The organism is Comamonas sp. SY3, from assembly GCF_041730275.1.
GTDB lineage: Bacteria > Pseudomonadota > Gammaproteobacteria > Burkholderiales > Burkholderiaceae_C > Comamonas > Comamonas sediminis.
Map to the genome: position 1 here is coordinate 17,859 of NZ_JBGTYN010000002.1, position 22,550 is coordinate 40,408.

A 22,550-nucleotide genomic window follows, 5' to 3' on the forward strand; every position below is an offset into this window, starting at 1 on the left:
CTACTATGCAGACCAACCACACCACCGGCACCCAAAACGAGCTGCAAGACGGCAGCGACGAGCCCATCACGATTGATGAGTTCGCTTCCATCGTGCGCGAGTCGCTGAACCAGCCACCATGGCGCTACCAGGCCGACCGGGAAGCCGACTATGCGGACGGCAACCAGCTGGGCACCGATCTGCTGCGCCGCATGGAGCAGATGGGCATCCCTCCGGCCAAGGAGAACATCATCGGGCCAGCCATCGCGGCTGTCTGCGGCTTCGAGGCCAAGACCCGTACAGATTGGCGCGTGACGCCCGACGGGGAGCCAGGCGGCCAGGACGTGGCAGACGCGCTCAACTACCGGCTGAACCAGGCCGAGCGCCACAGCAAGGCCGACCGTGCGCTGTCCCAGGCCTTCCGGCCAGCGGCAGCCGTAGGTATCGGCTGGGTGGAGGTGACGCGGGCATCCAACTCGATGGATTACCCGTACAAGTGCCGCTACATCCACCGCAATGAGATCTGGTGGGACATGAAGGCCATTGAGCCCGACTTGTCGGACGCGCGCTGGCTGTACCGCCGCCGATGGCTCAGCCGCAGCCGCGCCGCGCGCATGTTCCCGGAGCACGAAACGCTCATCATGGCCGGCGGGCCAGACCGCTGGATCGCGGAATTTGCCATTCAGGAGCTGGAGGGCGGCAAGTCCACGGGCTTGCATGCTGCCGCCGAAGCCGCTCGGGCATGGACGGTGCAGGAGGATGCCTACTACAACGAGGAAAACAAGACGGTGTGCATCACCGAGCTGTGGTATCGCCGCTGGGTGACTACTACCGTGCTCAAGCTGGACGATGGGCGCGCGGTCAAGTTCGACCCGGCCAACGATCTGCACAATGCCGCCCTGTCGCTGGGCCGTGGCAAGCTGAAAGAAGAGCTGATTCCCGTGGTGCGCCGCGCCTACTGGATGGGGCCGCATTGCCTGTTTGAAGGGCCAAGCCCGTTTCCACACTCGCACTTCCCGTATGTGCGTGTGATGGGGTGCTCCGAGGACATGACCGGCATTCCCTACGGCCTGGTGCGCGACATGATGTTTCCCCAGGACAACCTCAACAGCACAATTTCCAAGCTGCGCTGGGGTATGTCTGCCGTAGAGACGATCCGCACCAAGGGCGCCATTGCCATGTCGGATGCCCAGTTCCGGCAGATGGCTTCGCGCGTGGATGCCGACTTTGTGCTTGACGCAGAGCATTTCGCTAACAACACCGGAGCGAAGTTTGAGCGTAAACGCGACTTCCAGCTCAATGCCCAGCAGTTCCAGCTGATGGAGGACTCGCGCGCAGCTGCCAGCCGGGTGTCGGGTATCACGCCATCCTTTCAGGGGCAGCAAGGTTCCGCGACCAGGGGCCTCCAGGAGCAAACCCAGGTCGAGCAATCCCAAGTGTCGCTGGCCGACCTGATGGACAACTTCAAGGAGGCGCGCACGATGGTGGGTGAGCTTCTGATGGCGCTCATCATCGAGGACATCGGCAAGCAGGAAACCACCATCGTGATAGAAGGCGATGTTATCAACGAGCCCCGCACGGTGGTGCTCAACGGGCCCGAGGTGGACGCCATGACGGGTATCACCATCCTGAGCAACGATGTGCAGCGCACGCGCCTGAAGGTGGCAATGGAGGATGTGCCCACTTCCAGCAGCTTCCGCGCCCAGCAGCTCAATGCGCTGTCGGAGGCTATCAAGGCCTCGCCGCCCGATGTGCAGCAGGTGGTGATGCCGTTCATGGTTGACCTGATGGACCTGCCGCGCAAGAAAGAGGTGGTGCAGGCCATCCGCAACGCCAAGGAGCAGGCCGACCCAGAAGCCATGCGCGAGCAGATCAAGCAGGAGCTGATGCACGACTTGAAGGCGCGCGAGCTGGACATGAAGGAGCGGCTGACGGATGCGCAGATCGAGAAGATGATGCGCGAGGCCGTGCAGGTGGGCGTGCAAACGGCATTCAGCGCCATGCAAGGTGGCGCCCAAGTGGCACAGATGCCGATGATCGCGCCCATCGCGGACGCCATCATGCAGGGCGCGGGCTACCAGAAGCCAACGCCAGGCGGGGACGATCCGAATTTCCCGGTACCGGCGCAGACGGCGGCCATGAACATCAAGAGCCCGTACATCCAGGGCCAAGGGCCTGAGGTGGCAGCCGAAGCTGCAGCGGAAGCTAACGCTGCGCCTCCCGTGCGCCAGAACACCAGCCCCAACTTTCCGCCTGTGGTGCAGGAGCCGGGCACCGGCCAGACTGGGATTGAGACGCCCACACCAGACGACAACCTGTAGCAGCACCAGCTTACCAGGCCACCCATTGAGGCGGCTTTTTCCTGCTCGCCCAGCATAGGGGTTCGGCAGCGCGGCCCCCGAAGGTGCAATGGGGCTTCCCCGTTATGGCAAGGGGTTGCGCCGGCAGCCACGGCATCTACTTGGAGAACCACATGGCCACCTCACGTTCGCGTTTCCTGACCCTCTGTATCGCTTCCTTGGGCTCCATCGCCGCCAGCACCGCCCAGGTGGCCACCGCCACGGTTACAGCTGTGCTTGCTGCCTGCTTCTACGTCATGAAAGCTGTGACGGATGGCCTGAACCTGTTCGCGCCCGCCGAGCCCATTGGTAAGCCACTGCCCGTGGCGCGCACGCAACTGACCGCTCGCGAGCGGCACGACGTTGGCATGTGGGCCTGGTTGCGCCCGGTGGTGGCGCGGTATTGGCGCGGAGGTGCATGGGCTTGACCTTAGAGACACACGCCCTCTGCAAGGCCCGCGACAGCGGGCTATTTCATGCCAGCCCGGTATAGGGCGCAGGGTTTGCCGCGCGCGAGCCGATACTCCCTCACAAGCCCCCCGCTGTGAAGCGCCGGGCGATTCGCAACCTCGTGACGAGGTGGCATATCCCGCAGCAGGAGAGTGGAAGGCTGGGGTTTAGGCCCCAGCCAGCCTCTCGAACGCATGCCCATTAAGGCCCAGCCGGATAGCTGGGATGGAGCACGCAAGATGGCACTCACGCCAGCAGAACTACTCGAAAAGGCCCTCAACGGTGAATCGCTGGATGGCGACTCTATCGACGACCTGGGCGAACAAGGGAACGATGGCGCGGCAGTCGCCCAAGGTAATGCTGCGGATGCGGCAGGCACCTCGGATGAAGCCAAGCACGAGGACGCAGCAGGCAGCCAGCAGCCAGCCACGGGTGTTGAGCCCGCAGGCGCTCCCATTGCCAGCAAGTCGGGTGAATACACCATCCCCTACGAGAAGCTGCAGCAAGCGCGCGACCACGCCAAGAACCTGGAAGGCGAGAACGCCACGCTTCGCGCCCAGCTCGCAGAGTTGAGCGCCAAGCAGCAGCACAACCTGATCCGTGCCGAGGAAAGCGCCCAAGACCGTGCGGACGCCGGTCAAGCGCAGACCGTGGCCGACCAGAACCTGGAGGTGGCCAAGGCCGCCATCGAGCAGGGTGTGGACATTTCTTTGTTTGGCGATTTCTCCGAGGAAGCACTGGCCAAGGGTATTGGCTCTCTGGTGGCACAGGCGCGCGAGCAATTGCGTGCCGAGCTGCGCGAGGAAAACGCCCAGGCCTTGAAGCCCTTGAAGGAACGCCAGGCGCAGGAAGCGGCCGACGGCCATTTCGGCGCGATCTACAGCAAGCATCCAGATGCCGTGGAGATTGCGCAGTCGTCGGAGTTCGCCGCCTGGATGAACTCGCTTCCCAGTTTTTCGCGCAATGCCATTTCTGCCGTGCTCAGCCCCGAAACGGGCGGCACTGCCGAGCAAGTAATTGAAGTTTTTGACACGTTCAAGGCACAGACCGGCCGCGCCGCTGTGTCGCGTGCAGCAGGCACAGGCAAAGCACCGGAGGTGCAGCGTCGCGTCCCTCATTCGCTGTCGGAGGCAGCGGGCGAGCAGCACCAGGACGTAACTCAGCAGGTGATGGCTTCGGCCGGAACCAACCCTGTCGCACTCATTGAGCGCATGCAGGACATGTCACCCGAGCAGGTGGATCGCCTGCTGAACGCACTGTAAGCAACCCAACGGGCCACTCGTGATGAGTCGCCCTTTTCCCATCGAAGGAGGACACCATGTCCATGAACAGCCACGTTCCCGCCGGTTCCGATAAGGCGATGTACGTCCAGTCGGCAGGCATGTTTGCCCTGGCCGAAAACCGCGGCTCCCGCCTGGGCCAGCTCTCTGGTCCTCTGCCCAAGGGCGAGGGCAAGGTCGCGGAGATGATCCGCAAGCAATCCAGCTCCGACTACCCCATCGTCAAGTCGATGGACCTGTCGCGCGGCATGGGTGACGAGGTGGAGTTCCACTTTGTGCAGCCCACCAAGATGCGCCCCACCATGGGCTCACGCATGGTCGAGGGCAAGGGCAAGGGAATGGCCTACGACAAGGCCCGCACCCGTGTGGATCAGGCCCGTATCCCTGTGAAGCTGGGTGACACCATGACGAACCTGCGTTCGGCCGTGGACTTCTCCAAGCTGGCCCGCCCCGTGGCCCAGTCCCACGCCAATGCCTACCTGGACCAGTCCATCCTGACCCACCTGGCAGGCGCGCGCGGCTTTCACGACAACATCGAGTGGCGCGTACCCACCGAGGACGACCCCGAGTTTGCCGAATTGCTGGTGAACCCCGTCAAGGCGCCCACCAAGAACCGCCACTACATGGCGGACGGCACCCACGGCATCAAGGCCTTCACGGTCAATGCTGGCGAGGCTTCGCTGCAGACCACTGATGATCTGAACATGACCGTGGTGGACTCGGTGCGCACGCTGATGGAGTCCCTGGCCATGCCGCCTCCTGCCGTGAAGATCCCCGGCGACATTGCCGCCGAGGACGAGCCACTGCGCGCCATGCTGCTGTCTCCTGCGCAGTACCACGCCTTTGCCCAGGATGACAACTTCCGCAAGTTCCAGGTGTCGGCCCTGAACCGCGCCGCGAATGCCAAGAAGCACCCCCTGTTCCTGGGTGAGGCCGGCCTGTGGAACGGCATTCTGTTGCTCAAGCAGCCCAAGCCCGTGCGCTTCTACGCTGGCAACGACATCCGTTACTGCAACAGCTTCACCAGCGAGGCGGAAAGCGTCTGCACGGTGCCCGCGTCTTTCGGCACCACCCACGCGGTGGACCGCGCCATCCTGCTGGGCGGCCAGTCGCTGATGCAAGCCTTCGCGGCTGCCGGTCTGTCGGGCATGCCCTTCTTCTGGAACGAAGAAACCTTCGACCACAAGGACAAGCGCGAGCTGATGATCGGCGTGATCCAGGGCCTGCAGAAGATCCGCTTCGCGGTGGACCAGGGCAACGGCACCAAGCACTGGACCGACATAGGCGCTATGGCCATCGACACGGTGGTGAAGCTCATCCCCGGCGAGCGTTGATAGGGGTGCGGGGCTGCGGCCCCGCCTTCCTTCTTCTCAATCTATTCAAGAACGGAGGCCATCATGGCGACCATCAACAAAAAGAACCCGGACAACGGCGTGCAACTGGGCAACACGCCCTGGGGCAATTTGTCCGCATTGCGCTATTCGCTCAAGACCAATGCCGCTGGCGCTGTTATCAACGCCGATTCGGCCCTGCCGCTCGGCGTCAATGACGTGGTGAACATCGGCCACCTGCCCGCAGGCTTTCGCTTTGTCGACAGCCAGGTGCTGGTGAAGACTGGCATGACCGCGACCGTCACCGGCGACTTGGGCTTTGCCTACAAGGATGGCGTGGACGTGACCGCGACCCCACAGGACGCCGATTACTTTGGCGCCGCGCTGGATGTGGCCGCCGCGGCTCGCTTGCGCAACGCTACGGCCAACGGCTCTGTGGTGCTTCCCAAGGACGCCCACCTGACTTTGACCGTCAAGGGTGCGGCCAACGCCAAAGCCTCGGAGATCGAGGTGGTGATCTACGGCATTGCCGAAGGCGTCAAGTAAAGACAAGGCGGGTCGGGCAACTGGCCCGCCTGTTCAGGGGGTAATCCATGAAGTTCATCAATATCCGCTACGAGGGCAAAGCCCCGTATACCGACCGAACCTCCCTCAAGAACGCTTGGGATCCGGGCGAGTCGAAGCTGGTTTCCGAGCGTGATGCCAAGACGCTGCTGGGCTATCTGGAGTTCAAGCGAGTGACCGACGAGGCTCCCAAGAAGGACGCCAAGGCGGGCAACGATGCTGCGCTGGAGCAGGCCCAAAAGGCTCAGGCCGAAGCCCTGGCCCTCGAAAAGAAGGCCGAGAAGCAGAACGAAGACATCTTGATGGAAGTCTCTCGCATGTCCAAGGCCGCGCTGGGCGACTACGCCAAGCAGAACTATGGCGTGGAGCTGGACCAAAAAACCAAGGTGGATGACCTGCGCAACCAAGTCACGGCCCTGGTGCAGGGTGGACGCATCTGATGGCGCTCACGCTGAAAGACCTGATCCGGCGCTTTAGAGTGCTCGCCAAGGATGTGCCTCAGCCGTATCGGGTCGAGGATGAGGACGTGATCGACTGGCTCAACGACGCCCAGGCCCAGGCCTGCGTGCGCGGCCGCCTGCTGGTGGCCGAGGATGACCCGGCCTTGTGCCAGGTCACACTGACGCCGGGCCAGAGCGCCTACGAGCACAATCGCGCTCTGTACGAGTTCATCGACCTGCGCATCAAGTCGCCCACGGGCGAGGTGCGCAAGGTGGCGCTCAAGTCGCGCGAGTGTCTAGACGCAGAGCTTCCAGGCTGGCGTGACCACCAGCGCCCGGCATGCATGGCGATCCAGACCGATACCGGCCTGCGCCTGGTGGGCTACGTTTACTCCGGCGAAGTCTTGCACCTGGAGGCCTACCGCCTGCCGCTTGAGCCCATGGTCGGGCCTGCTGACCCGAACGACCCCGCAGCAGTGTGGCCCGCGCCGGAAATCCACGATGCGCACCATGAGCACCTGGTGCAATGGGCGCTGCACAAGGCTTTCAGCATCCCTGACAGCGAGCTGTTCGATACCGAGCGTTCGGCATTGGCAGAGCGTGCCTTTTCCCGTTACTTCGGCCTGCTGCCCGACAGCGACATACGCCGCATCACCCGTGAGGACGTGGTGCACCATAACAAGGCCATCCTGCCATGACCAAGCGAACAATCGAATTGGCCGCTGGTGACGCCGCATTGATCGGCGGCGCGCGCATCACCTTAGTGGAGAAATCCGGTAAGCGTGCCCGCATCGTGATCGAGGCCCCCAGCACGGTGCAGATCCAGCACCCCATCTCCAACCCCAGCGCGCATGAGTGCGCTTCTTCGCCCCAGACGGGCAAGGAGCAATCTCATGGCAAATACCCTGTATGACGCCGCGCGCAAGCGCTTCCTGGAAGCCCAGATCAACTGGCTGACCGACACCATCAAGGTGCTGCTGGTTGACACGGGCGCCTACACGCCGCAGACGGCCGTTCACCAGTACCTGGCTGACATCCCGGTGTCTTCGCGCATCGCTGGCCCTGTCACGCTGACCAGCAAGACCACGACCGGCGGCGCGGCCGATGCGGCCGATGTGACATTCACCAGTGTGTCTGGCGCCAGCATCGAGGCCATCGTGATCTATGCCGACACCGGCACCGAAAGCACCAGCCCGCTGATCGCCTATATCGACACGGCCACCGGCCTGCCGATTACCCCGAACGGGGGCGACATCATCGTGACCTGGGACAACGGCACCAACAAGATTTTCAAAGTCTGACCAGGCCCCACGCGCGGCATGCGACCCGGCATAGGGTTTCGCATCGCCGCGCTCTCTATTCATGATGGTTGAACTTGTCAATCAACAGCGCAGGAACGCCTTTCATGACCGAGTTCGTTCACACCTTCAATCCCAACGAACGGCCCCCGTGCCCTGACTGCGGCGCGCCAATACCAGGGCAAAAGCCGCCACCCATCGTGCTGAACGTCGCTGGCATCGAGGCCAAAGCCATCACGCTCACGCCTGATGCGGCCAACGTCATCGACTGGCCGAAGCTAGTAGCGCTGCCACCATTTCAGATGTTCGTGGCAGAAAAAATGCGCCATCCTGGAGGCGATGACGCCATGCAGGCCACATTGGGATATGCGCGCACCAATGACGGCGAATCCTTGTTCAAGGAATACGAAGCGTGGCACGGGGCGCAAGGCTACTGGCCCAATGAAACCCCAATGGGCGACCCAATCGCCAATGAGTAGGTTCTAGCCCATGTCATTCGACCCCGCTTTTGACGATGTGATGCTCATGATGCCGCTCAATCCGAGTAGTTCGGTGTCTGAGATATATCTACCGTCCGGTGAGCTGACTATAACCAGCAAGGCCCTAGGCGCGACAAGCTCTGCAACTGGAATCAATAATTACCCTTCAAGTTGGACGTATAGCGCCGGCAACAATGTAGTGCTAGAGAGTGGTGCTCAGCTAAGCCTGAAGAATCTTAGCTTGACTGCCGAAGCGTGGTGCAAACTAACCACTCCAGGGTCCACAGCTGCTCAGAATGGCGATTCCCAATACATCGCGAGGTGCTATGAGAATCTTGGAAATTTTATAAATGACGTGATTCTCGGGATTGATCGTTCTGGCAAGCCATTTGCTTTTCTTGGCAACAATGGGTCGGCATGTTTTGCGACTGGCGCCAATAGCGTGACTGCGAACACATGGTTTCATTTGGCCATGGTCTTCAGTCATTCAACGAAGAAATTAAGCCTGTATCTCAATGGAGTGCTAGCCGCTTCAAATACTGCTACTGCTACAGATCCTGCGTTTTTTCGTTAAATCAACTTGCTCCAGTCTTCCGCTGGGTCGGCGCAAATCATAGCGGGCAATGTTCAAGATGTTCGCATAACCAAGGCTGAAAGATACACAGCTAATTTCACTCCTCCAGGAGCCTTTCAGATACTCGTTGAGGGCAATCTCACCCGTGCAGATGGACTTGCTCCACCGCCTGTGGCGCTGTTTCGGTCTTGGCCTGATATGAGAACAATAATTGCTAATCCAGACTCTTCTGGTAATTGGTCGGCTTGGCTTGCCAACTGCAAGCATGATGTGACTTACCTTGCGGACGGCGCGGCACCAGTCGCTCATGGACTGTATGAGATAGGTTGATATGTACACGCCTCCCGTCTTTCCGAGCGTCGTCGTGCTCGATGGAGGCTATTCGGTCCCTCCAATTTCAAGCCCGGTGGTTCTTGGGAGGGGAGCCCAGCAGGCTTATCCTTTGGGAATTCTCAGCCTCGGATTCGGCACACCGAAGATTACCCTTGGCGTTTTACGCATATCACTTGATGGTCCATACGTAGCGCCCCCGTTTGGTGTTGCTGTAGTTCTCGGGGTGGGCTATGAGATTCCTGGGTTAAGCACTCATCAAGTTCTGAGAAATGGGCTTGGTATTGATGGGTTCCAGGCCGGGAACCCTAAAGCAGAGCTTTCTAGAAGAGGGATTTCAGCTGCAGGATGGCAATCGTCTACCGTCAATGGATGCAATGTTCGCAATAGTGCAAACGCGATGTATCCTGCGGGATTTTCTGCCCTATCCGTAGGCACTCTCAAAATTGAGAATCTGCGACAGTATGTCTTAGCCCCAGGGTTGCGCGGCGAATTGTTTGGTGCTGGCTATGTGCAGGGCGGCGTCAAGTACGTATATCCAGGTGGCGTGCAGAGCTTCACCTCTGGAGCGCATCGGGTCATCAACACCACGGCGGACCAGGAAGCGAAACCAGCCGGCATTGGAGTGCTTGAATGGCAGGTGCCCGCGCCCAATGTGTCGCCGCGCTCACTGTGGCCGACTGGCATCTACGGGACAATCACTGGGTTTCCAGTGGTGCAGTTCCCACCGCAGCCCCAAGGATGGGAGTCGGCCGCCTTTGGCTATCCGGTCATTGAGTACAAGACAAAGTTGGTCAAACCCACAGGGCTGAGCAGCTTTGCGGAAGGCTTCCCCGCGGTGCGCGATGCAGCGCGCACGGTGCTTCACCAGTCTTCGGATGTCACGGCACTGTTTGGCGATGTGCGGGTGCGGCTGCTCAATGCCTTTGTGCGGCCTGCGGGCTGGGACTCTGCTGAGCTGGTGGACTGGGCTATCGTTCACAGTACCAGCCGCTGGTTGCTGGCCCAAGGTTTCGACGCGATCGGCTGGGCCCATCCGACCATTCGGAACAAGACGCCGAGCTTTGCCCCCGTAGGCTTCGATTCGCAGAGCTGGGGCGCGCATGACGTGGGCTGGCGCGTGCGTGAGGTCCGCGCAGATGGCGTACCGGCGCCGATGAATGAGGTGCCGGAACCCAGCTTGTGGCAAACGCCTGGCATCAAGCCTGACGGCATCGCTGCGCCAGCCGTCCCTGCGCCGACGATCTGGCCCGGCATCAGAACGGTGGAGACCAAGGGCTCCGAGACGCTGCGCATTGGCGACGAAACGGCCATCGGTTTCTCGTGGCGCCCTGTGCCCGTTCAGGGCTTCGACGCCAGCGTCTACGGCAATGCCGCGCGCATCGAGAACGCGAACCGCGCCGTAGCTGTTTTCGGCAGCAGCTTCATGGCCTTTGGCACGGCCTGGGCTACCGATGCGGTGCGCGTGCTCGCGCCCAAGGGCATCGACTACCCGCCCATGCACCGGCATCAGATCGGCGGCGCACGCTGGCTGTATCCCGAGGGCTGGGAATCCACCCGGTGGCTGACGCGGATCATCCCCGAGCAGCAGGAGGTATTCCCCAAGACCTTCACGGGTGAGGTGGGCTGGCCAGCAGTGGGCAACCACAACCGATACATCCCGCTGGAAGGGATCACGACCTATCCCGAGGACTCCATGCGCTACGGCGTAGCACGGGTGTGGAATCTGCGCCAGGTCATCACCCAGTTCGAGGACTTGGATAGTGGGCTGGCGCCGCCCGCGTGGCCGGATTGGACGCTGATCGAGAACCGCAACAAGGTCTTCGGCGCCGAGGGGTTCGTTGCGACCCGCTACGGCGCGGCTCTGGTGGAGAACAAGGCCCGGCCGCTGCTGCCCGCTGGCGTAGAAGCGCCAGCGCTCCCAGAGTGGCAAGCCGCCGGCTCGGTGACGCATGGCATCCGCTACCTGCCGCTGCAGGGGCTGGAGCCGCCGCTTGTGCCCGAATGGCTGGTGGTGTGGAACAAGGCCTTCCCGCTCAAGCCTGCGGGCCTCGTGGCCACGGAGTTCGGCCAGACCGAGGTGGTGAACCTGCGGCGCTTCCGCAACGTGCAGGGCTTCGAGGCGCATGTGTTCGGGTACCCGATGGTGGCCGATGCGATCCGAGAGCTGACCTTTGACCCACGGTATTCCATCCAGCCGCCACGGATCGAGCTACCGGAAGTGAAGTTGTACACCCGGTACGTAGAGCCGCAAGGCATTGGCGATCCGCAGTATGGATCGTGGTTTGGTGCGCCCGAGTTGTCTATCCATTGGACGATCATTACCCCTCGCTGGACACACCGCGACGAGTTCGGGGCGCCCGCGATTCGGAACGTGACGCCAGAGCTTGGCGCGCGCGGTCGAGCCTCCGACGAGTGGGGCGACGCCTTTGTTCGACTGGAATGGCGACCCGTAGACCCGATTGGATCGGACATGCAACTGTTCGGTTTGACCCGCATCGCCGACCGCAAGCAGACCATCACCGTTGCAGGCCGCAACTTCATGACCGTCAGTGACAAGCTGGTGGTGATCCGACCTGGCGAAGACCCTGTATCCACGCAATACATCGAGCTGCGCAAGTTCAACCGGCAGGATGACGGCACGGTGACTGAGGCGCCCGAGGGCTACGGCATTCCAGACGACAGTGGCCAGTTCATGCGAGGCCAGGTTCCACCGCCTGACCTGATGAAGGGCTACGTGTTCCATCACCAGACGAGCGAGGCGACCTTGTGGGGCGATGCTGTGGTGACGGCCAACACCATTCGAGTAGAGCCAGGCATTGGAGCGGAGTTCATCGATGGGCCGGTCATCACCTACAAGAATCGAACCATCGCGGTTGCGAGCATCGGGCAGCAGGTGATTGATGGTGAGAGCTACTACAGCCTGGGCAGCTGGGGGCGGCCCGCACTGTCGCCACACACGATCTATGCTGTCAACAATGCGACAGCGCAGGCAGTGAGAAACCACCAGCAATTTCCTTTCATTCCATACGTCAACACCGGCATCAAATTGGGAGGTGTGGCGATTGGGGGCTACAACAACACCATCACACCGGTGGGTATTGCTGACCGCGATTTTGCAAGCGGACTCTGGGGCGTCGGCTCGCCGGCTGCTGTAAACACTCGGCAGACCATCCGCCCGACCGGCGTTAATCTCCTGCGCATGGGATGGGTCACGATACCGGGGACACAGTATGTGTCTGATACCGAGTATGAAAACGCCGAGGTGTCGCCGTTCGGGAGCCATGCTGTGGACTTCGCGCCTGACTCAGGGCCTTACTATCTCCGTCCGCAGGGCATCGCAGGAGCATTCGGCCAGACGACCGTGCACAACCAGCACCGCTGGTTCCAGCTGATGGGGTTCGACTCGATGGCAATGGGCGCGCGCTTGGCAGGAGACAGCCCCTATCAGTGGCAAGGGTTGCGTGTCGGCCCCCTGGTTCCTACCATGCCGCGCGGCTTTGAAGCGGATGCCTACGGCGAAGCCTGGGTGTCGCTGCGCATACGTGAGGTGGTTGCGGAGGGTTTCGAGAGCTTCACCCTCGACTACGACGAGGAGAGCTTTGACAAGCGCATGAAGGTGCGCCGCATAGACCCGTATGTGCCGCCGCTGCAAATCCATCCCTACGGCTGGGTGGATGGCCACACTGCCGCGCCCAGCACCAACCGCATGCGCCACTACATCCGGCCAGACGGCAACAGCGATCAATTCAGAAAGGGAGTTCCCGCATGAAGACCAAACCATTCCCCCTCTACCCGCTGGCGGGCATCGACAACGCATCAGCGCGCGACGACGCCCTGCAGATCGGGGGCGACGAGCGGCGCCTGTACGTGCGCGATGCGCTCAACGTGACCATCAGCCACACCGGCCGCGCCAGCATGCGGCCATGCCTGCGCAAGGTGTCGGGGCTGGGGCTCGATAGCCTCTGGCAGAGCACGCTGCACCGCGACGTGTTCGGGCGCCTGGGCGAGGACTGGGTGAGGGTGGACCCGCTGACTTGGACCACCGAGACGCTGGCAGAGATTGGCGCCGGCCCGGTGTCGCACCTGGTGCTCAACAACGTGGTGCTGGCTGCTGGCGCCAGCGGAATCTATCAGTTCGACGGCCAGGCCGCCCAGCGCTTCACCCTCGACGCGCCGCCCGCGCCCATGGTGCAGGCTGGCGCGGGCTCGCTGGTGCCCGGGGCCTATGGCGTGGCCGTGGCCTGGCTGCGCGGCGCCATGGAGTCGCCCCTGTCGCCCATGACGCAATGCAAGGTGGAGGCTGCTGCCGCTCTGGAGGTGATCCTGCCGCTGTGCATGGACCCTACCGTGACCGGCGCGCGCCTGTACCTGACACGGCCCGATGGGGGCGAGCTGCTGCGCGGCGAGGACTATCCGATCGTGCTCGCGCAGGTGTCGATCGCACTGCTTCCCGCCCTGGGCGCGGCGCCAGCTTTCCAGCACATGGAGCCCATGTCCACCGGCAAATACTTCGGCCAGTGGCGGGGCCGCCTGCTGAGCGCGCGGGCCAACGTGCTGCGCTTTTCCGAGGCGCTGGCCTATCACATCCATGACCCGCGCCACGGCTTTGTGCAGATGCCCCAGCGCATCACCTTCGTACATCCGGTGGACGGCGGTATCTGGGTGGGGCAGGTGGATCATGTGGCCTTCCTGGCTGGCGCTTCGCCGGCCGATCTGCAACTGATCCGCAAGACCGCCAAGGCCCCGGTGCCGGGCAGCGCGGTGGCGGTGGACGCAGAGACGGCGGGCGAGGCAGCGGGCGGGGGCTCGGCCGTGGTGGCATGGCTGGCTGACAACGGCTATGTCATGGGCACAGCAGACGGAGCGACCGTGGAGCCGGGGGCAAACGCCTTCGCGGGGTAACGGGCGCCAGCTCGACCAGCATAGTGTTTGCAAACCGCCTCTTTACCGCCGTAATCTGAGGCCTCATTTCGGCGCGCATGAGTGCGCCTTGGTTCAACCACCAAGGAGCACCCATGCCCAAGACCAACCTGCGCGCCGAAGCGGCACGCGAAATCCGCGCCCAGCGCTTCGACCTCACCCCCGAGGGAATCTATCTGCCACGCCTGGGCGCCATTGCCGGTGGCGAATACTTCGGCCGCGTCAACAGCGGCGCGTGGAGCAAGGAAGGCGACAACCTGATCGTCACCGAAGGCTTTGCGCACATGCTCAATTCGACCTTCGACCCGGGCACTCCCAAGGCTGCTGGCCACTACCTGGCCATCTTCTCGGGCAACACCGCGCCCGTGCCCAACTGGCAGGCGGCCAACTTCGCGGCCGTGGCCAGCGAAATTGTGAGCATGACCGAGGGCCATACCGGCGCGACACGCCCGGCCTGGACGCCCCTCAAGACCAACACTGGCAGCATCGACAATCTGACCACGGTGGCATCGCTGACCATCGCCACGGCCGGAACCCTGAACGTGACCGGCGCGGCCATGCTGACCAGTAACCAGCGCGGAGGCACCACGGGCGCCTTGGTGTCTGCATCGCTGTACGCTGCACCGCGCGTGTTCCAGAACGGCGACGTGTACGAGCTCGGCTACCGCGTCAATCTGACCTCGTAAGCGCATGCACCAGCCGCGCCCCTATGGCCTACACGGGCAGCTGACCAGCGACGAGGACGCGGCAGCTGTCGATGCACTGGTGCGCCGGCTCAGCAACTTCAAGAAGGCCGGCGAGCTGGACTCGCTCAAGATGGTGCGCGCCCTGCCGGGTGGCGGCATCGCTGTGGCCTTGGACATGGGCGGCGTGCTCAAAGTGTTCGTGCAGCAGCCGGAAGTGCCCCGGCCGCCAGACGAGACATTCGACGGATTCGCCAAGCCCGGCATCCCCATGCTGTTCTCGGCTGTGGTCACAAAGCCGATTGTCTTTCCCGGCGAGGGCGTGGAAATGCGCCTCACGCGCACTGCACGGCGCCGCGTGTCCAACTACGCCGAAGACATGCCCGAGGGCGTTGCAGAGCGCCAGGTGCTTGAGCGCTTCGCCATCGAGTACAGCAACCGGCATCAGGAGTTCCGGCCCAATTCCTCCGCTCGCATTCACACCCAGTACACCAAGCTGCGCCCCAGCTGGTACTCTGGCCTGATGTCTGCGGTGGTGGGGATCGCTGGCGGCTACGGCAAGCAGGAGCTGGACAAGCTGCCGGAATCGAAGATCGAGCGCGCCAAGATGCTGCTGCCCGAGAAGTGGCGCTTGAAGATCGAGCCAGAGCTGGTGGGCGTGCGCCTGCCAGGCTACACCGGCTTGCCCGACAAGAGCGGGGAGATCCAGTACGACTACAAATTCAACGAGTCGCACGGGGTCATGCGAGACGACAAGGGCAAATGCTGGCTGATCCGCATCAGCGCTGCCGGTGTCTACGCCATGCCGCTGCCGGTGATCCCGGCGACCACCACCGCAGCATTCCGCGAGTACATCGAGTCGGTCAACGATGACGAGATTCTGTGGATGCTGGACCAGTTCGGCGGCATGCCGTCCGGTGAAGGCTTCCCGCCCCAGAGTGAAGGGGCCTTTGAGGCCTGGCGCCGGGCCGGGGCTGTCATCAAGGTGTGCGACTCGGGCGACTTCTTCCAGAACATGGGCTATGCCACCACCTGCGGCTGGGCCTTCAATCTGTCCGGTACCGAGGGCTACAACACCTGCTACGAGTTCGGCGACGATGGACTGCAGGTGGGCAAGACATACCAGCTGTCGATTCAGCTGACCGCAGCCGAGCATGAAGGGCGATTGCGCGTTCCTGATTCGTTCCGCCCCGACGATCCGCGCGAAGCGGCCACGCTCAATAGCTACCTGGGTTCCCTGTTTGAGGCCCTGAGCGGCAACAGCGCTCGGAACCTGGCGATCAAGTACAAGCTGCGCCGTGTGCCGGTTGCTACCATCCTGTCGCGCGCGGGCGCGCTGCGCACATCGCCGCAGGCCGAGGTGGACTACTGGGACAACCTGGAGGTAGAGCCAATCGCCGCGCACTCCGGGCATGTCACGCGCGTCGCTCAGGGCACTGTGTGGGCGCCGGGCAACCCGAAGACGTTTCCCCAGATCAAATTCCCGGAGCCCTCCGCTATGGGTGACGGCTGCATTTCACATGACTTCGGCCGGCTGGAGGGCTACCCAGCGCCGCCGATGACGACCCGCTGCGACACCACCATGTTCGTCTACTACGTGGGCGACGACCTCAAGTACGTCAAATACTTCCGCGACGGGCGGACCTACGACCGTAATGTGGAGCACAACTACGACGAATGCATGATCGTCGGCGCCTGGGAGATGACAGAAACCGTCGGCAGCACGGGCCTGCTTGGGAACTTCTACATCACCGATGTCGATGACCGGGCCGCTGCCGCGCCCACGACCACGGTGACGAAGACCGTTGGCAAAGACCTGGGCTATGACTCGGCGCCTTATTACGGCCTGGACGGCTGGCCAGCGTGGTGCGGATCGCTATGGCGCAATCGCTACTACTCGCACACGGTCAATTCGGTCATGTCCGAGGGGTACTCGCTGAACATCGCTATTTGCATTCCGTTCTTCGAGCGAAGCGCCGCCATTCATGCCATGAAGGAGGCCACCACCGGAAAAACGATTCGGGATAGTTTGGCTGTCTACGCCGTCCGCGATCCGAATTCCTATCGCTACCTCACCTATGACAGGGTGTTCGCTTGGTTCGGATGTGACTCAAGCGGCAACATGGCCACGGCTACCAAGTTCGACCCAGCGCCCTCAGAAGGTCGGCCGTTTTGGCTGTCTGGCTACAGCTACTACCCCGGCCCTTGCTCCGACTTCGCCGACGAGGGCGACTGGATGGGTGGGCTGCCGCAGGACGTGACGCACATCGCGCACAAAGACCCCAACAACTGGGAGTACGGCGCCGCTGGTGGCGGGCCGCCTACGGTCAAGGAGTACAGCCGCGTCACCTATGGCGAGCATGAGGAATCGGGGCACTTGACTATCTCGCTGATGGACAAGCTGCAGACGATCCACCGCAAGGTACCGAACCCTCGCTACTTCCTTCCATCGCCGGACGAGTTCGGCAACATCTTCTACATGGACGCCATCACGAATTGTTCGGGAAGTTCCGTCTATGGGAGCGTGCTGGAGCCCGACCCGGAAGCGCCAACCTACCGCAAGCACTGGGGCTATACGCGCCTGGCCGACCACAAGAGCGCCCACCATTTCATGGGAGTAATCAATGAGTAACTACCGCGATGACGTGAACGATACGGCGGTGGCCACCGACAGCACCTGGGTGCGCATCCGATCCATTGCCGAGAGCACGGCGCGCGGCCGTGACGTGCTGCTGTATGGGCTGCTGTCCGTGGTGGTGGAAACCGCCGTCGCATCGGACCACTACCAGGACCGCACGCGCGCGCTTCTGACCGAAACCGCGCAGGTGAGCGAGCAGTACCAGCAGAGCGTCAAGGCTTCCGTGCTGGTGCGCGAGCGCGCGAGCGGGGCTGATGTGCTGCTGACCCGCTATCGCCTGGTGCTGGGCGAGCAAGGCCACGGCGCCGACGAGCTGACCGCCGCAGCGGTGCGCACCGTGCTCACCGAGAGCGCCAGCGCCAGCGACAGCCTGATCCACCAGCGCCATGCGTACCAGCTGGTGCAGGAGAAGGCCCGGGGCCGTGATGTCCTGATCGCCTTGCAGACCCAGCGGGTAATCGAGCAGGCGAGCGTCGCCGACCTGGTGCTGGGCCGCATGCGCACGCGCATGGTGCTGGCCGCGCAGGCCACGGCCTCCGACGAGGTGATCGAGCACACGCAGGCCCGGCCAGTGCTGCTGGTGGAGAAGGCCCGCGCCAGCGACGAGGTGTTTTCGGGGCTGCTGGCGCGTGACCTGGTGCAGGACGCGCCGGCCGTGGGCTGGGACGAGCTGGTGAACCTGGGCGCGCTGCTGGGCCAGGCCTGGACGGCAGACGCGCGCAACTGGGCCATGAGCCGCTGGGCACCCTTCGGCATGACGGGGCTGGTGGTGATCGACGGCCAGCTCTACGCCACGGCGCCCGATGGCATCTATGCGCTGGACGGCGACGAGGAAACCATTGCGGCCGAGGTGCGCACGGGGCTGATCGACATGACCGGGCAAAAGCTGGCGCTGCCGCTGGAGTCGCACATCGAGTACGAGCTGCGGGGCACCGCATCCATCGGCGTGACCCAGACCCAAAGCGGCCGGCTGCAGACCTTCACCTACCCACTCAAGGCCCGGCCGGTGGCCGACGCGCTGACCAATGCGCGCTTCGAGTTCGGGCGCGGCCTTGAGGGCCGCCACTTCGCCTACACGCTGCGCCTGACTGGCCAGCAGGCCTACATCAACGACTGGACGGTGCTGGCCGCCGTCAGTGCAAGGAGCATCTAATGGCAGAACCCGTATACGCAATGCAGACGGCGGTGAATGTCGTCACCGAGCGCATGGGCGCGCTGGAAACCACCGCCCAGCAATACAGCAGCCTGCTGCAGGCATCGCTGGGCGCCATGGCCAGCATTCGCATGAGCGACGTGTCGCAGCCGGTCATCATGCAGCCGCCCGCCACCCCGGTGCCGTCTGTGAAGCTGGGGGATCAACCCACCTACACGCCTGGTGTGCTGGTGACGCCCAACGCTCCGACCGAGCCCACCATTGGCACGCTGCTGTCTCAGCTGGACGTGGGCGACATGGAGACGCTGCCTGCCGCGCCGACCATGCCCGCCCTCAACCTGCCGGAAGCGCCAGGCATGGCCGCCGTCGCGGTGCCGGTGCGCCCGACCATTGACAACAGCGTGGAGCTGCCGACCGCGCCCAATGTCGTCATCCCGGAAATGGATACGCTGGAGAGCATCACGCTGCCGGCGTTTGAGTTCCCGCAGCTGCCCGACTTCGACGGCAACCAGCCAACGGTGGACTTCACGGCGCCCAACGTCTTCATCAACTGGGCCGAGCCGGAATATGACTCGGAGCTGCTGCCCGAGCTGGAGGCCAAGGTGCGCTCCATGATGGAGGGCGGTACCGGACTGCCCCCAGCGGTGGAGGATGCGCTTTTTGGCCGCGCCCGCGAGCGCGACAGCGCCGAGACGCAGCGCGCCGTGCAGGAGGCCGTGGATACCTGGGCAGCCCGCAACTTCACCATGCCGCCGGGCATGCTGGCCAAGCAGGTGAGCGTGGCCCGCGAGCAAGGCCGCCTGCGCGCATCCGAGCTGAACCGCGACATCCTGGTGGAAGCGGCCAAGTGGCAGATCGAGAGCATCCGCTTTGCCGTGACCCAGGGCATTGCCTTGGAGCAGCTGACCGCCAGCATCTACGACAACGCCTGCAAACGCCTGTTTGAGGTGGCGCGCTTCCAGGCCGAGGCGCAAATCAGCGTGTTCAATGCGCAGATCGGCCTGTTCAATGCGCAGAATTCGGCTTTCCAGACGCTGGCGCAGGTGTACCGCACCCGCCTCGATGGGGCGCTGGCCAAGCTGCAGGCGTACAAGACCGCCATCGACGGCCAGGTGGCGCTGGGGCAGATCAACCAGCAGCGCGTGGAGGTCTACAAGGCCAAGATCGGCGCCGTGCAGGCATCGGTGGAGGTGTTCACCAGCCTCATGCGTGGCGCCCAGGTGCGCGCCGATGTCATCAAGAACCAGTACGACGCCTACCGCGCGGACGTGCAGGCCTACGCCGAGCAGATCGGCGCCGAGAAAGCCAAGTTCGACGCCTACGATTCCCAGGTCAAGGGCGAGCTGGGCAAGGCCAGCGTGTTCGAGACTCAGGCGCGCGCCTATGCCTCGACCATCCAGGGCATGGCCGCAAAGTCGGACATCAAGGTCAAGGGCGCCCAGCTGCGCATGGAGGCCGCGCGGGTCCACATCCAGAAGTACATGGCCGATGGCGATATGTTCAAGGCCAAGCTGCAGGCGGCGCTCAATACCGTGCAGTTCGACACCCAGGCCTTCCAGGCGCAGATCGAAGGATGGAAGGCCGGGGCTCAGGCTCAGATCAGCGAAACAGAGATGCAATCGCGCTTTGCGGACATGAACACCCGCATGGCCATTGCCTACTCGGAAATGCAGATGGGTCAGTACACCGCCAACATCAACAAGGCGCACCAGCAGGCGCAGATCGCGCTGGAGGGCGCCAAGGCCATGGGCCAGTACGCGGCGCAGCTGGCGGCCGGCGCCATGAGCGCCATGCACGTTTCGGCCAGCGTCAGCGGATCTGGCAGCCAAAGCGACAGCAGCAGCCGCAGCACCAGCGAGAGCACCAGCACCAACCACAACTACAACTATTGAGCCTGTATAGGGCTTGGCCGCGCGCGGTCTTGCCCCATACAGTTCATCAACCAGATTCAAAGGAGGCTCCATGCGAGGCTTTCAACCAGCGGTGAAATCGAAGGCCGCCAAACCCTTTGCCAACGGCGGCCCCGTGCGTGGGCCGGGCACGGGAACTTCGGACGAGGTTGCAGACGAGGTGCCAAACGGCACTTACATCATGCCGGCCGACAGCACCCAGGCCGTGGGCCAGGGCAAGCTGGCCACCATGGGCGCCGATGCCAAGGGCGTGCCCGTTCAACTGAGCGACGGCGAATTCAAGATGCCGCCCGAGCAGGTGCATGCCATCGGCGTGCAGGCGCTCGACCAGATGAAGAACGCGACCCACACGCCCGTGGCGCCGCGCGGTTTCTCGGCCGGTGCGCCTGGCGCGCCGCAGCAGCCAGAGCCGCCCCTGTTCTTCGCTGATGGTGGCGTGGTGGACAAGGAAGAACGCCGCCGCCGCCAGACTTCGCCCACCAACACCTTCCCGGGCAGCCGCCTGCCAGGTGATAGCGGTTTCAGCTCGGCACCGGCTGGCGCAGCAGCTGCGCCCGCGCCGGTACCGACCCCGGCCGTGCCTGCGACCGCCGCGCCTTCGCCCGCCAACACCTTCCCCGGCAATCGCCTGCAGGGTGACAGCGGGGCCACTGGCGCGCCTGTGACGGGCGTCTCTCCCCCCGCTGCCAGTACGGCAGCGTTTCCGGCAGCCGCCGCTGTAGGTCTTGGTGCTCCGGCTGCATCGCCAACAACCCAGCCGCCCCTGCCTGCAGCACCTGCTACTACTGAAATTCCAAAGTCGCAGCAGATTTTGAACAGCATGCTGGTAGGACCCGCTGCCACCCGTGGTGAGCAAGCGCGGCAAACAATGCTGATGAACCAGGCGCAACGGGCGGCTGGCAGTGAGCGCTACGAAGCTGGTGCAGCGCAGATGGCCCAGGAGGCTCGTGATGCTGCTTTCGCCCGCCAACGCCAAAGTGTGACCCGATCCATGGCCGGTACACCGAAAGCGCCTGCGAGCACTGGGCTAGAAGCGGCCAAACAGTGGGATGCTGCAAATCCTACGTTTGCAAAGCCAGCCGATCCGGCGCCAGCCCCCGATCAGCCAAGAGGCTTGCCTGGCTATAACTACCAAACTCAAGGCGAGATGGGCCCGCCGGATTTGAGTGGCCTCGCCCCATCGCCGTCAGCGACGGCTCCCGCTACCGGTGCAGCACCCGCAGAGCCGCCGGTCAACCAGGTGCTGCCAGGGGTGTACCGAACGGGGAACAGTTACGGCGACTCGGCAGAGGCTGCCCGTGCTGGTGCACAGACGCGCGGCCTGCCTTCGCCACAGAATATGGCTGCCGCCGACGCACTGGCTCAGCGATCTGAACAGGAGTCAGTTGCGCGGATTTCCGCCGCTCAGAGCGCTCGCGGCATGGGTGCAGTTGCTGGCGATGGCCCCGGCTGGTCTGGCGTCATTGGCACCGATCCGGGCGCAGACCGCGAGCGCCGCGAACTGGTGAGTTCCTTTATGACGCCATTGAAGGGTTCTCAGAATGGTCAGCTCACCGCCGCGCAGCGCAACGGAATGCTGGCGCTGATGAATCAGGAGTCGCAGGCCCAGCAGGCGGCAGAGCGCAATGCGACGGCGCTGCAGCAGACCCAGATGGGCAACAGCACGCAGCGCGACATCGCCGCCATGCGCGAAGTGGGCGACACCGGCCGCGCGGTGATGCGCGAGACTGGGGAGTCTGGCCGCGCCAACGCCCGCAACAACATCGACCAAGGGCGCCTGAACCTGGAGCAGCAGGTGCGGGGCTTTGACATCCGCTCGGGCGAGCGCCAGGAAGCGCTCTACAAGAAGTACGACGCCGCCAAGACCCCCGAGGAAAAGGCAGCCATCGCCCAGCAAGTCCGCGACCTGTCGGGCAAGCAGACCGAATCGCCGTGGAAGATTCAGGTCACGCCGGCCACCAAGAACGTGGACGGCTCGACCAGCGAGGGCAGCATCTACCGCTACAACGGGCAGACCGGGGCTGTGGAGCGGGTGGATACGGGCGCAGCCCGGCAGACCGGCCCGAGCACGCCCCAGACCAAAGCAGAGTACGACGCACTGCCCAAGGGCGCGCAATACATCAAGGATGGCAAGGTTCTTGTCAAAAGCTGATCGCCCAGCATAGGGTTCGACGGATCG

General features: G+C 63.4%; 18 protein-coding genes. All 18 read left to right on the forward strand.

Going from position 1 to position 22,550, the window contains the following annotated elements; translation table 11 throughout:
* The first annotated feature begins 5 nt into the window (after positions 1–5).
* The 18 genes from ACCQ08_RS03190 (at position 6) to ACCQ08_RS03275 (ending at position 22,523) form a co-directional block, all read left to right on the forward strand.
* On the forward strand, positions 6–2,300 hold the full coding sequence (locus ACCQ08_RS03190) for a hypothetical protein (RefSeq protein ID WP_373448869.1): 2,295 nt from the start codon (positions 6–8) through the stop codon (positions 2,298–2,300).
* A gap of 152 nt (positions 2,301–2,452) precedes the next feature.
* Positions 2,453–2,746 (forward strand): hypothetical protein, encoded by a 294-nt coding sequence (locus ACCQ08_RS03195; protein ID WP_373448870.1) that lies wholly within the window; start codon positions 2,453–2,455, stop codon positions 2,744–2,746.
* Between the two features lie 261 nt (positions 2,747–3,007).
* Positions 3,008–4,030, forward strand: a complete 1,023-nt coding sequence (locus ACCQ08_RS03200; protein ID WP_373448871.1) for a hypothetical protein — start codon at positions 3,008–3,010, stop codon at positions 4,028–4,030.
* Between the two features lie 56 nt (positions 4,031–4,086).
* Positions 4,087–5,382, forward strand: coding sequence for a DUF4043 family protein (locus ACCQ08_RS03205; RefSeq protein WP_373448872.1), 1,296 nt, complete (start codon positions 4,087–4,089; stop codon positions 5,380–5,382).
* Positions 5,383–5,445: 63 nt separating this feature from the next.
* Positions 5,446–5,925 (forward strand): hypothetical protein, encoded by a 480-nt coding sequence (locus ACCQ08_RS03210; protein WP_373448873.1) that lies wholly within the window; start codon positions 5,446–5,448, stop codon positions 5,923–5,925.
* 47 nt (positions 5,926–5,972) lie between these two features.
* Entirely contained in the window at positions 5,973–6,383 is a 411-nt protein-coding gene (locus ACCQ08_RS03215; protein ID WP_373448874.1) for a hypothetical protein, read from the forward strand.
* On the forward strand, positions 6,383–7,081 hold the full coding sequence (locus ACCQ08_RS03220) for a DUF6682 family protein (RefSeq protein WP_373448875.1): 699 nt from the start codon (positions 6,383–6,385) through the stop codon (positions 7,079–7,081). The genes ACCQ08_RS03215 and ACCQ08_RS03220 overlap by 1 nt, the downstream gene beginning before the upstream one ends.
* Complete coding sequence (locus ACCQ08_RS03225) at positions 7,078–7,296, forward strand: hypothetical protein (protein WP_373448876.1); 219 nt, start codon at positions 7,078–7,080, stop codon at positions 7,294–7,296. Before ACCQ08_RS03220 ends, ACCQ08_RS03225 begins: the two co-directional genes overlap by 4 nt.
* Entirely contained in the window at positions 7,277–7,684 is a 408-nt protein-coding gene (locus ACCQ08_RS03230; RefSeq protein WP_373448877.1) for a hypothetical protein, read from the forward strand. The genes ACCQ08_RS03225 and ACCQ08_RS03230 overlap by 20 nt, the downstream gene beginning before the upstream one ends.
* 104 nt (positions 7,685–7,788) lie before the next feature.
* The gene (locus tag ACCQ08_RS03235) at positions 7,789–8,160 is read left to right on the forward strand and encodes a hypothetical protein (protein ID WP_373448878.1); all 372 of its coding nucleotides are present in this window, start codon (positions 7,789–7,791) and stop codon (positions 8,158–8,160) included.
* A 10-nt stretch (positions 8,161–8,170) separates the two neighbouring features.
* Positions 8,171–8,734 carry a LamG-like jellyroll fold domain-containing protein gene (locus ACCQ08_RS03240; protein WP_373448879.1) on the forward strand — a complete coding sequence of 188 codons (564 nt, stop codon included), beginning with the start codon at positions 8,171–8,173 and terminating at the stop codon, positions 8,732–8,734.
* 811 nt (positions 8,735–9,545) lie between these two features.
* On the forward strand, positions 9,546–12,836 hold the full coding sequence (locus ACCQ08_RS03245) for a hypothetical protein (RefSeq protein WP_373448880.1): 3,291 nt from the start codon (positions 9,546–9,548) through the stop codon (positions 12,834–12,836).
* Positions 12,833–13,969, forward strand: coding sequence for a hypothetical protein (locus tag ACCQ08_RS03250; RefSeq protein ID WP_373448881.1), 1,137 nt, complete (start codon positions 12,833–12,835; stop codon positions 13,967–13,969). Before ACCQ08_RS03245 ends, ACCQ08_RS03250 begins: the two co-directional genes overlap by 4 nt.
* Positions 13,970–14,082: 113 nt before the next feature.
* Positions 14,083–14,673, forward strand: a complete 591-nt coding sequence (locus ACCQ08_RS03255) for a hypothetical protein (protein WP_373448882.1) — start codon at positions 14,083–14,085, stop codon at positions 14,671–14,673.
* A gap of 4 nt (positions 14,674–14,677) precedes the next feature.
* Entirely contained in the window at positions 14,678–17,302 is a 2,625-nt protein-coding gene (locus ACCQ08_RS03260; RefSeq protein WP_373448883.1) for a hypothetical protein, read from the forward strand.
* A complete protein-coding gene (locus ACCQ08_RS03265) occupies positions 17,295–18,461 on the forward strand; it encodes a hypothetical protein (RefSeq protein ID WP_373448884.1) in 1,167 nt (388 codons plus the stop codon). Before ACCQ08_RS03260 ends, ACCQ08_RS03265 begins: the two co-directional genes overlap by 8 nt.
* Positions 18,461–20,353 carry a hypothetical protein gene (locus tag ACCQ08_RS03270; protein ID WP_373448885.1) on the forward strand — a complete coding sequence of 631 codons (1,893 nt, stop codon included), beginning with the start codon at positions 18,461–18,463 and terminating at the stop codon, positions 20,351–20,353. The genes ACCQ08_RS03265 and ACCQ08_RS03270 overlap by 1 nt, the downstream gene beginning before the upstream one ends.
* A gap of 70 nt (positions 20,354–20,423) precedes the next feature.
* Complete coding sequence (locus ACCQ08_RS03275) at positions 20,424–22,523, forward strand: hypothetical protein (RefSeq protein ID WP_373448886.1); 2,100 nt, start codon at positions 20,424–20,426, stop codon at positions 22,521–22,523.
* Positions 22,524–22,550: the final 27 nt, after the last annotated feature.

What these genes read in the sequence shown, in the direction of transcription:
- ACCQ08_RS03190 (WP_373448869.1), top strand. Translation starts at nt 6, where the DNA reads ATGCAGACCAACCACACCACCGGCACCCAAAACGAGCTGCAAGACGGC.
- ACCQ08_RS03195 (WP_373448870.1), top strand. Translation starts at nt 2,453, where the DNA reads ATGGCCACCTCACGTTCGCGTTTCCTGACCCTCTGTATCGCTTCCTTG.
- ACCQ08_RS03200 (WP_373448871.1), top strand. Translation starts at nt 3,008, where the DNA reads ATGGCACTCACGCCAGCAGAACTACTCGAAAAGGCCCTCAACGGTGAA.
- ACCQ08_RS03205 (WP_373448872.1), top strand. Translation starts at nt 4,087, where the DNA reads ATGTCCATGAACAGCCACGTTCCCGCCGGTTCCGATAAGGCGATGTAC.
- ACCQ08_RS03210 (WP_373448873.1), top strand. Translation starts at nt 5,446, where the DNA reads ATGGCGACCATCAACAAAAAGAACCCGGACAACGGCGTGCAACTGGGC.
- ACCQ08_RS03215 (WP_373448874.1), top strand. Translation starts at nt 5,973, where the DNA reads ATGAAGTTCATCAATATCCGCTACGAGGGCAAAGCCCCGTATACCGAC.
- ACCQ08_RS03220 (WP_373448875.1), top strand. Translation starts at nt 6,383, where the DNA reads ATGGCGCTCACGCTGAAAGACCTGATCCGGCGCTTTAGAGTGCTCGCC.
- ACCQ08_RS03225 (WP_373448876.1), top strand. Translation starts at nt 7,078, where the DNA reads ATGACCAAGCGAACAATCGAATTGGCCGCTGGTGACGCCGCATTGATC.
- ACCQ08_RS03230 (WP_373448877.1), top strand. Translation starts at nt 7,277, where the DNA reads ATGGCAAATACCCTGTATGACGCCGCGCGCAAGCGCTTCCTGGAAGCC.
- ACCQ08_RS03235 (WP_373448878.1), top strand. Translation starts at nt 7,789, where the DNA reads ATGACCGAGTTCGTTCACACCTTCAATCCCAACGAACGGCCCCCGTGC.
- ACCQ08_RS03240 (WP_373448879.1), top strand. Translation starts at nt 8,171, where the DNA reads ATGTCATTCGACCCCGCTTTTGACGATGTGATGCTCATGATGCCGCTC.
- ACCQ08_RS03250 (WP_373448881.1), top strand. Translation starts at nt 12,833, where the DNA reads ATGAAGACCAAACCATTCCCCCTCTACCCGCTGGCGGGCATCGACAAC.
- ACCQ08_RS03255 (WP_373448882.1), top strand. Translation starts at nt 14,083, where the DNA reads ATGCCCAAGACCAACCTGCGCGCCGAAGCGGCACGCGAAATCCGCGCC.
- ACCQ08_RS03260 (WP_373448883.1), top strand. Translation starts at nt 14,678, where the DNA reads ATGCACCAGCCGCGCCCCTATGGCCTACACGGGCAGCTGACCAGCGAC.
- ACCQ08_RS03265 (WP_373448884.1), top strand. Translation starts at nt 17,295, where the DNA reads ATGAGTAACTACCGCGATGACGTGAACGATACGGCGGTGGCCACCGAC.
- ACCQ08_RS03270 (WP_373448885.1), top strand. Translation starts at nt 18,461, where the DNA reads ATGGCAGAACCCGTATACGCAATGCAGACGGCGGTGAATGTCGTCACC.
- ACCQ08_RS03275 (WP_373448886.1), top strand. Translation starts at nt 20,424, where the DNA reads ATGCGAGGCTTTCAACCAGCGGTGAAATCGAAGGCCGCCAAACCCTTT.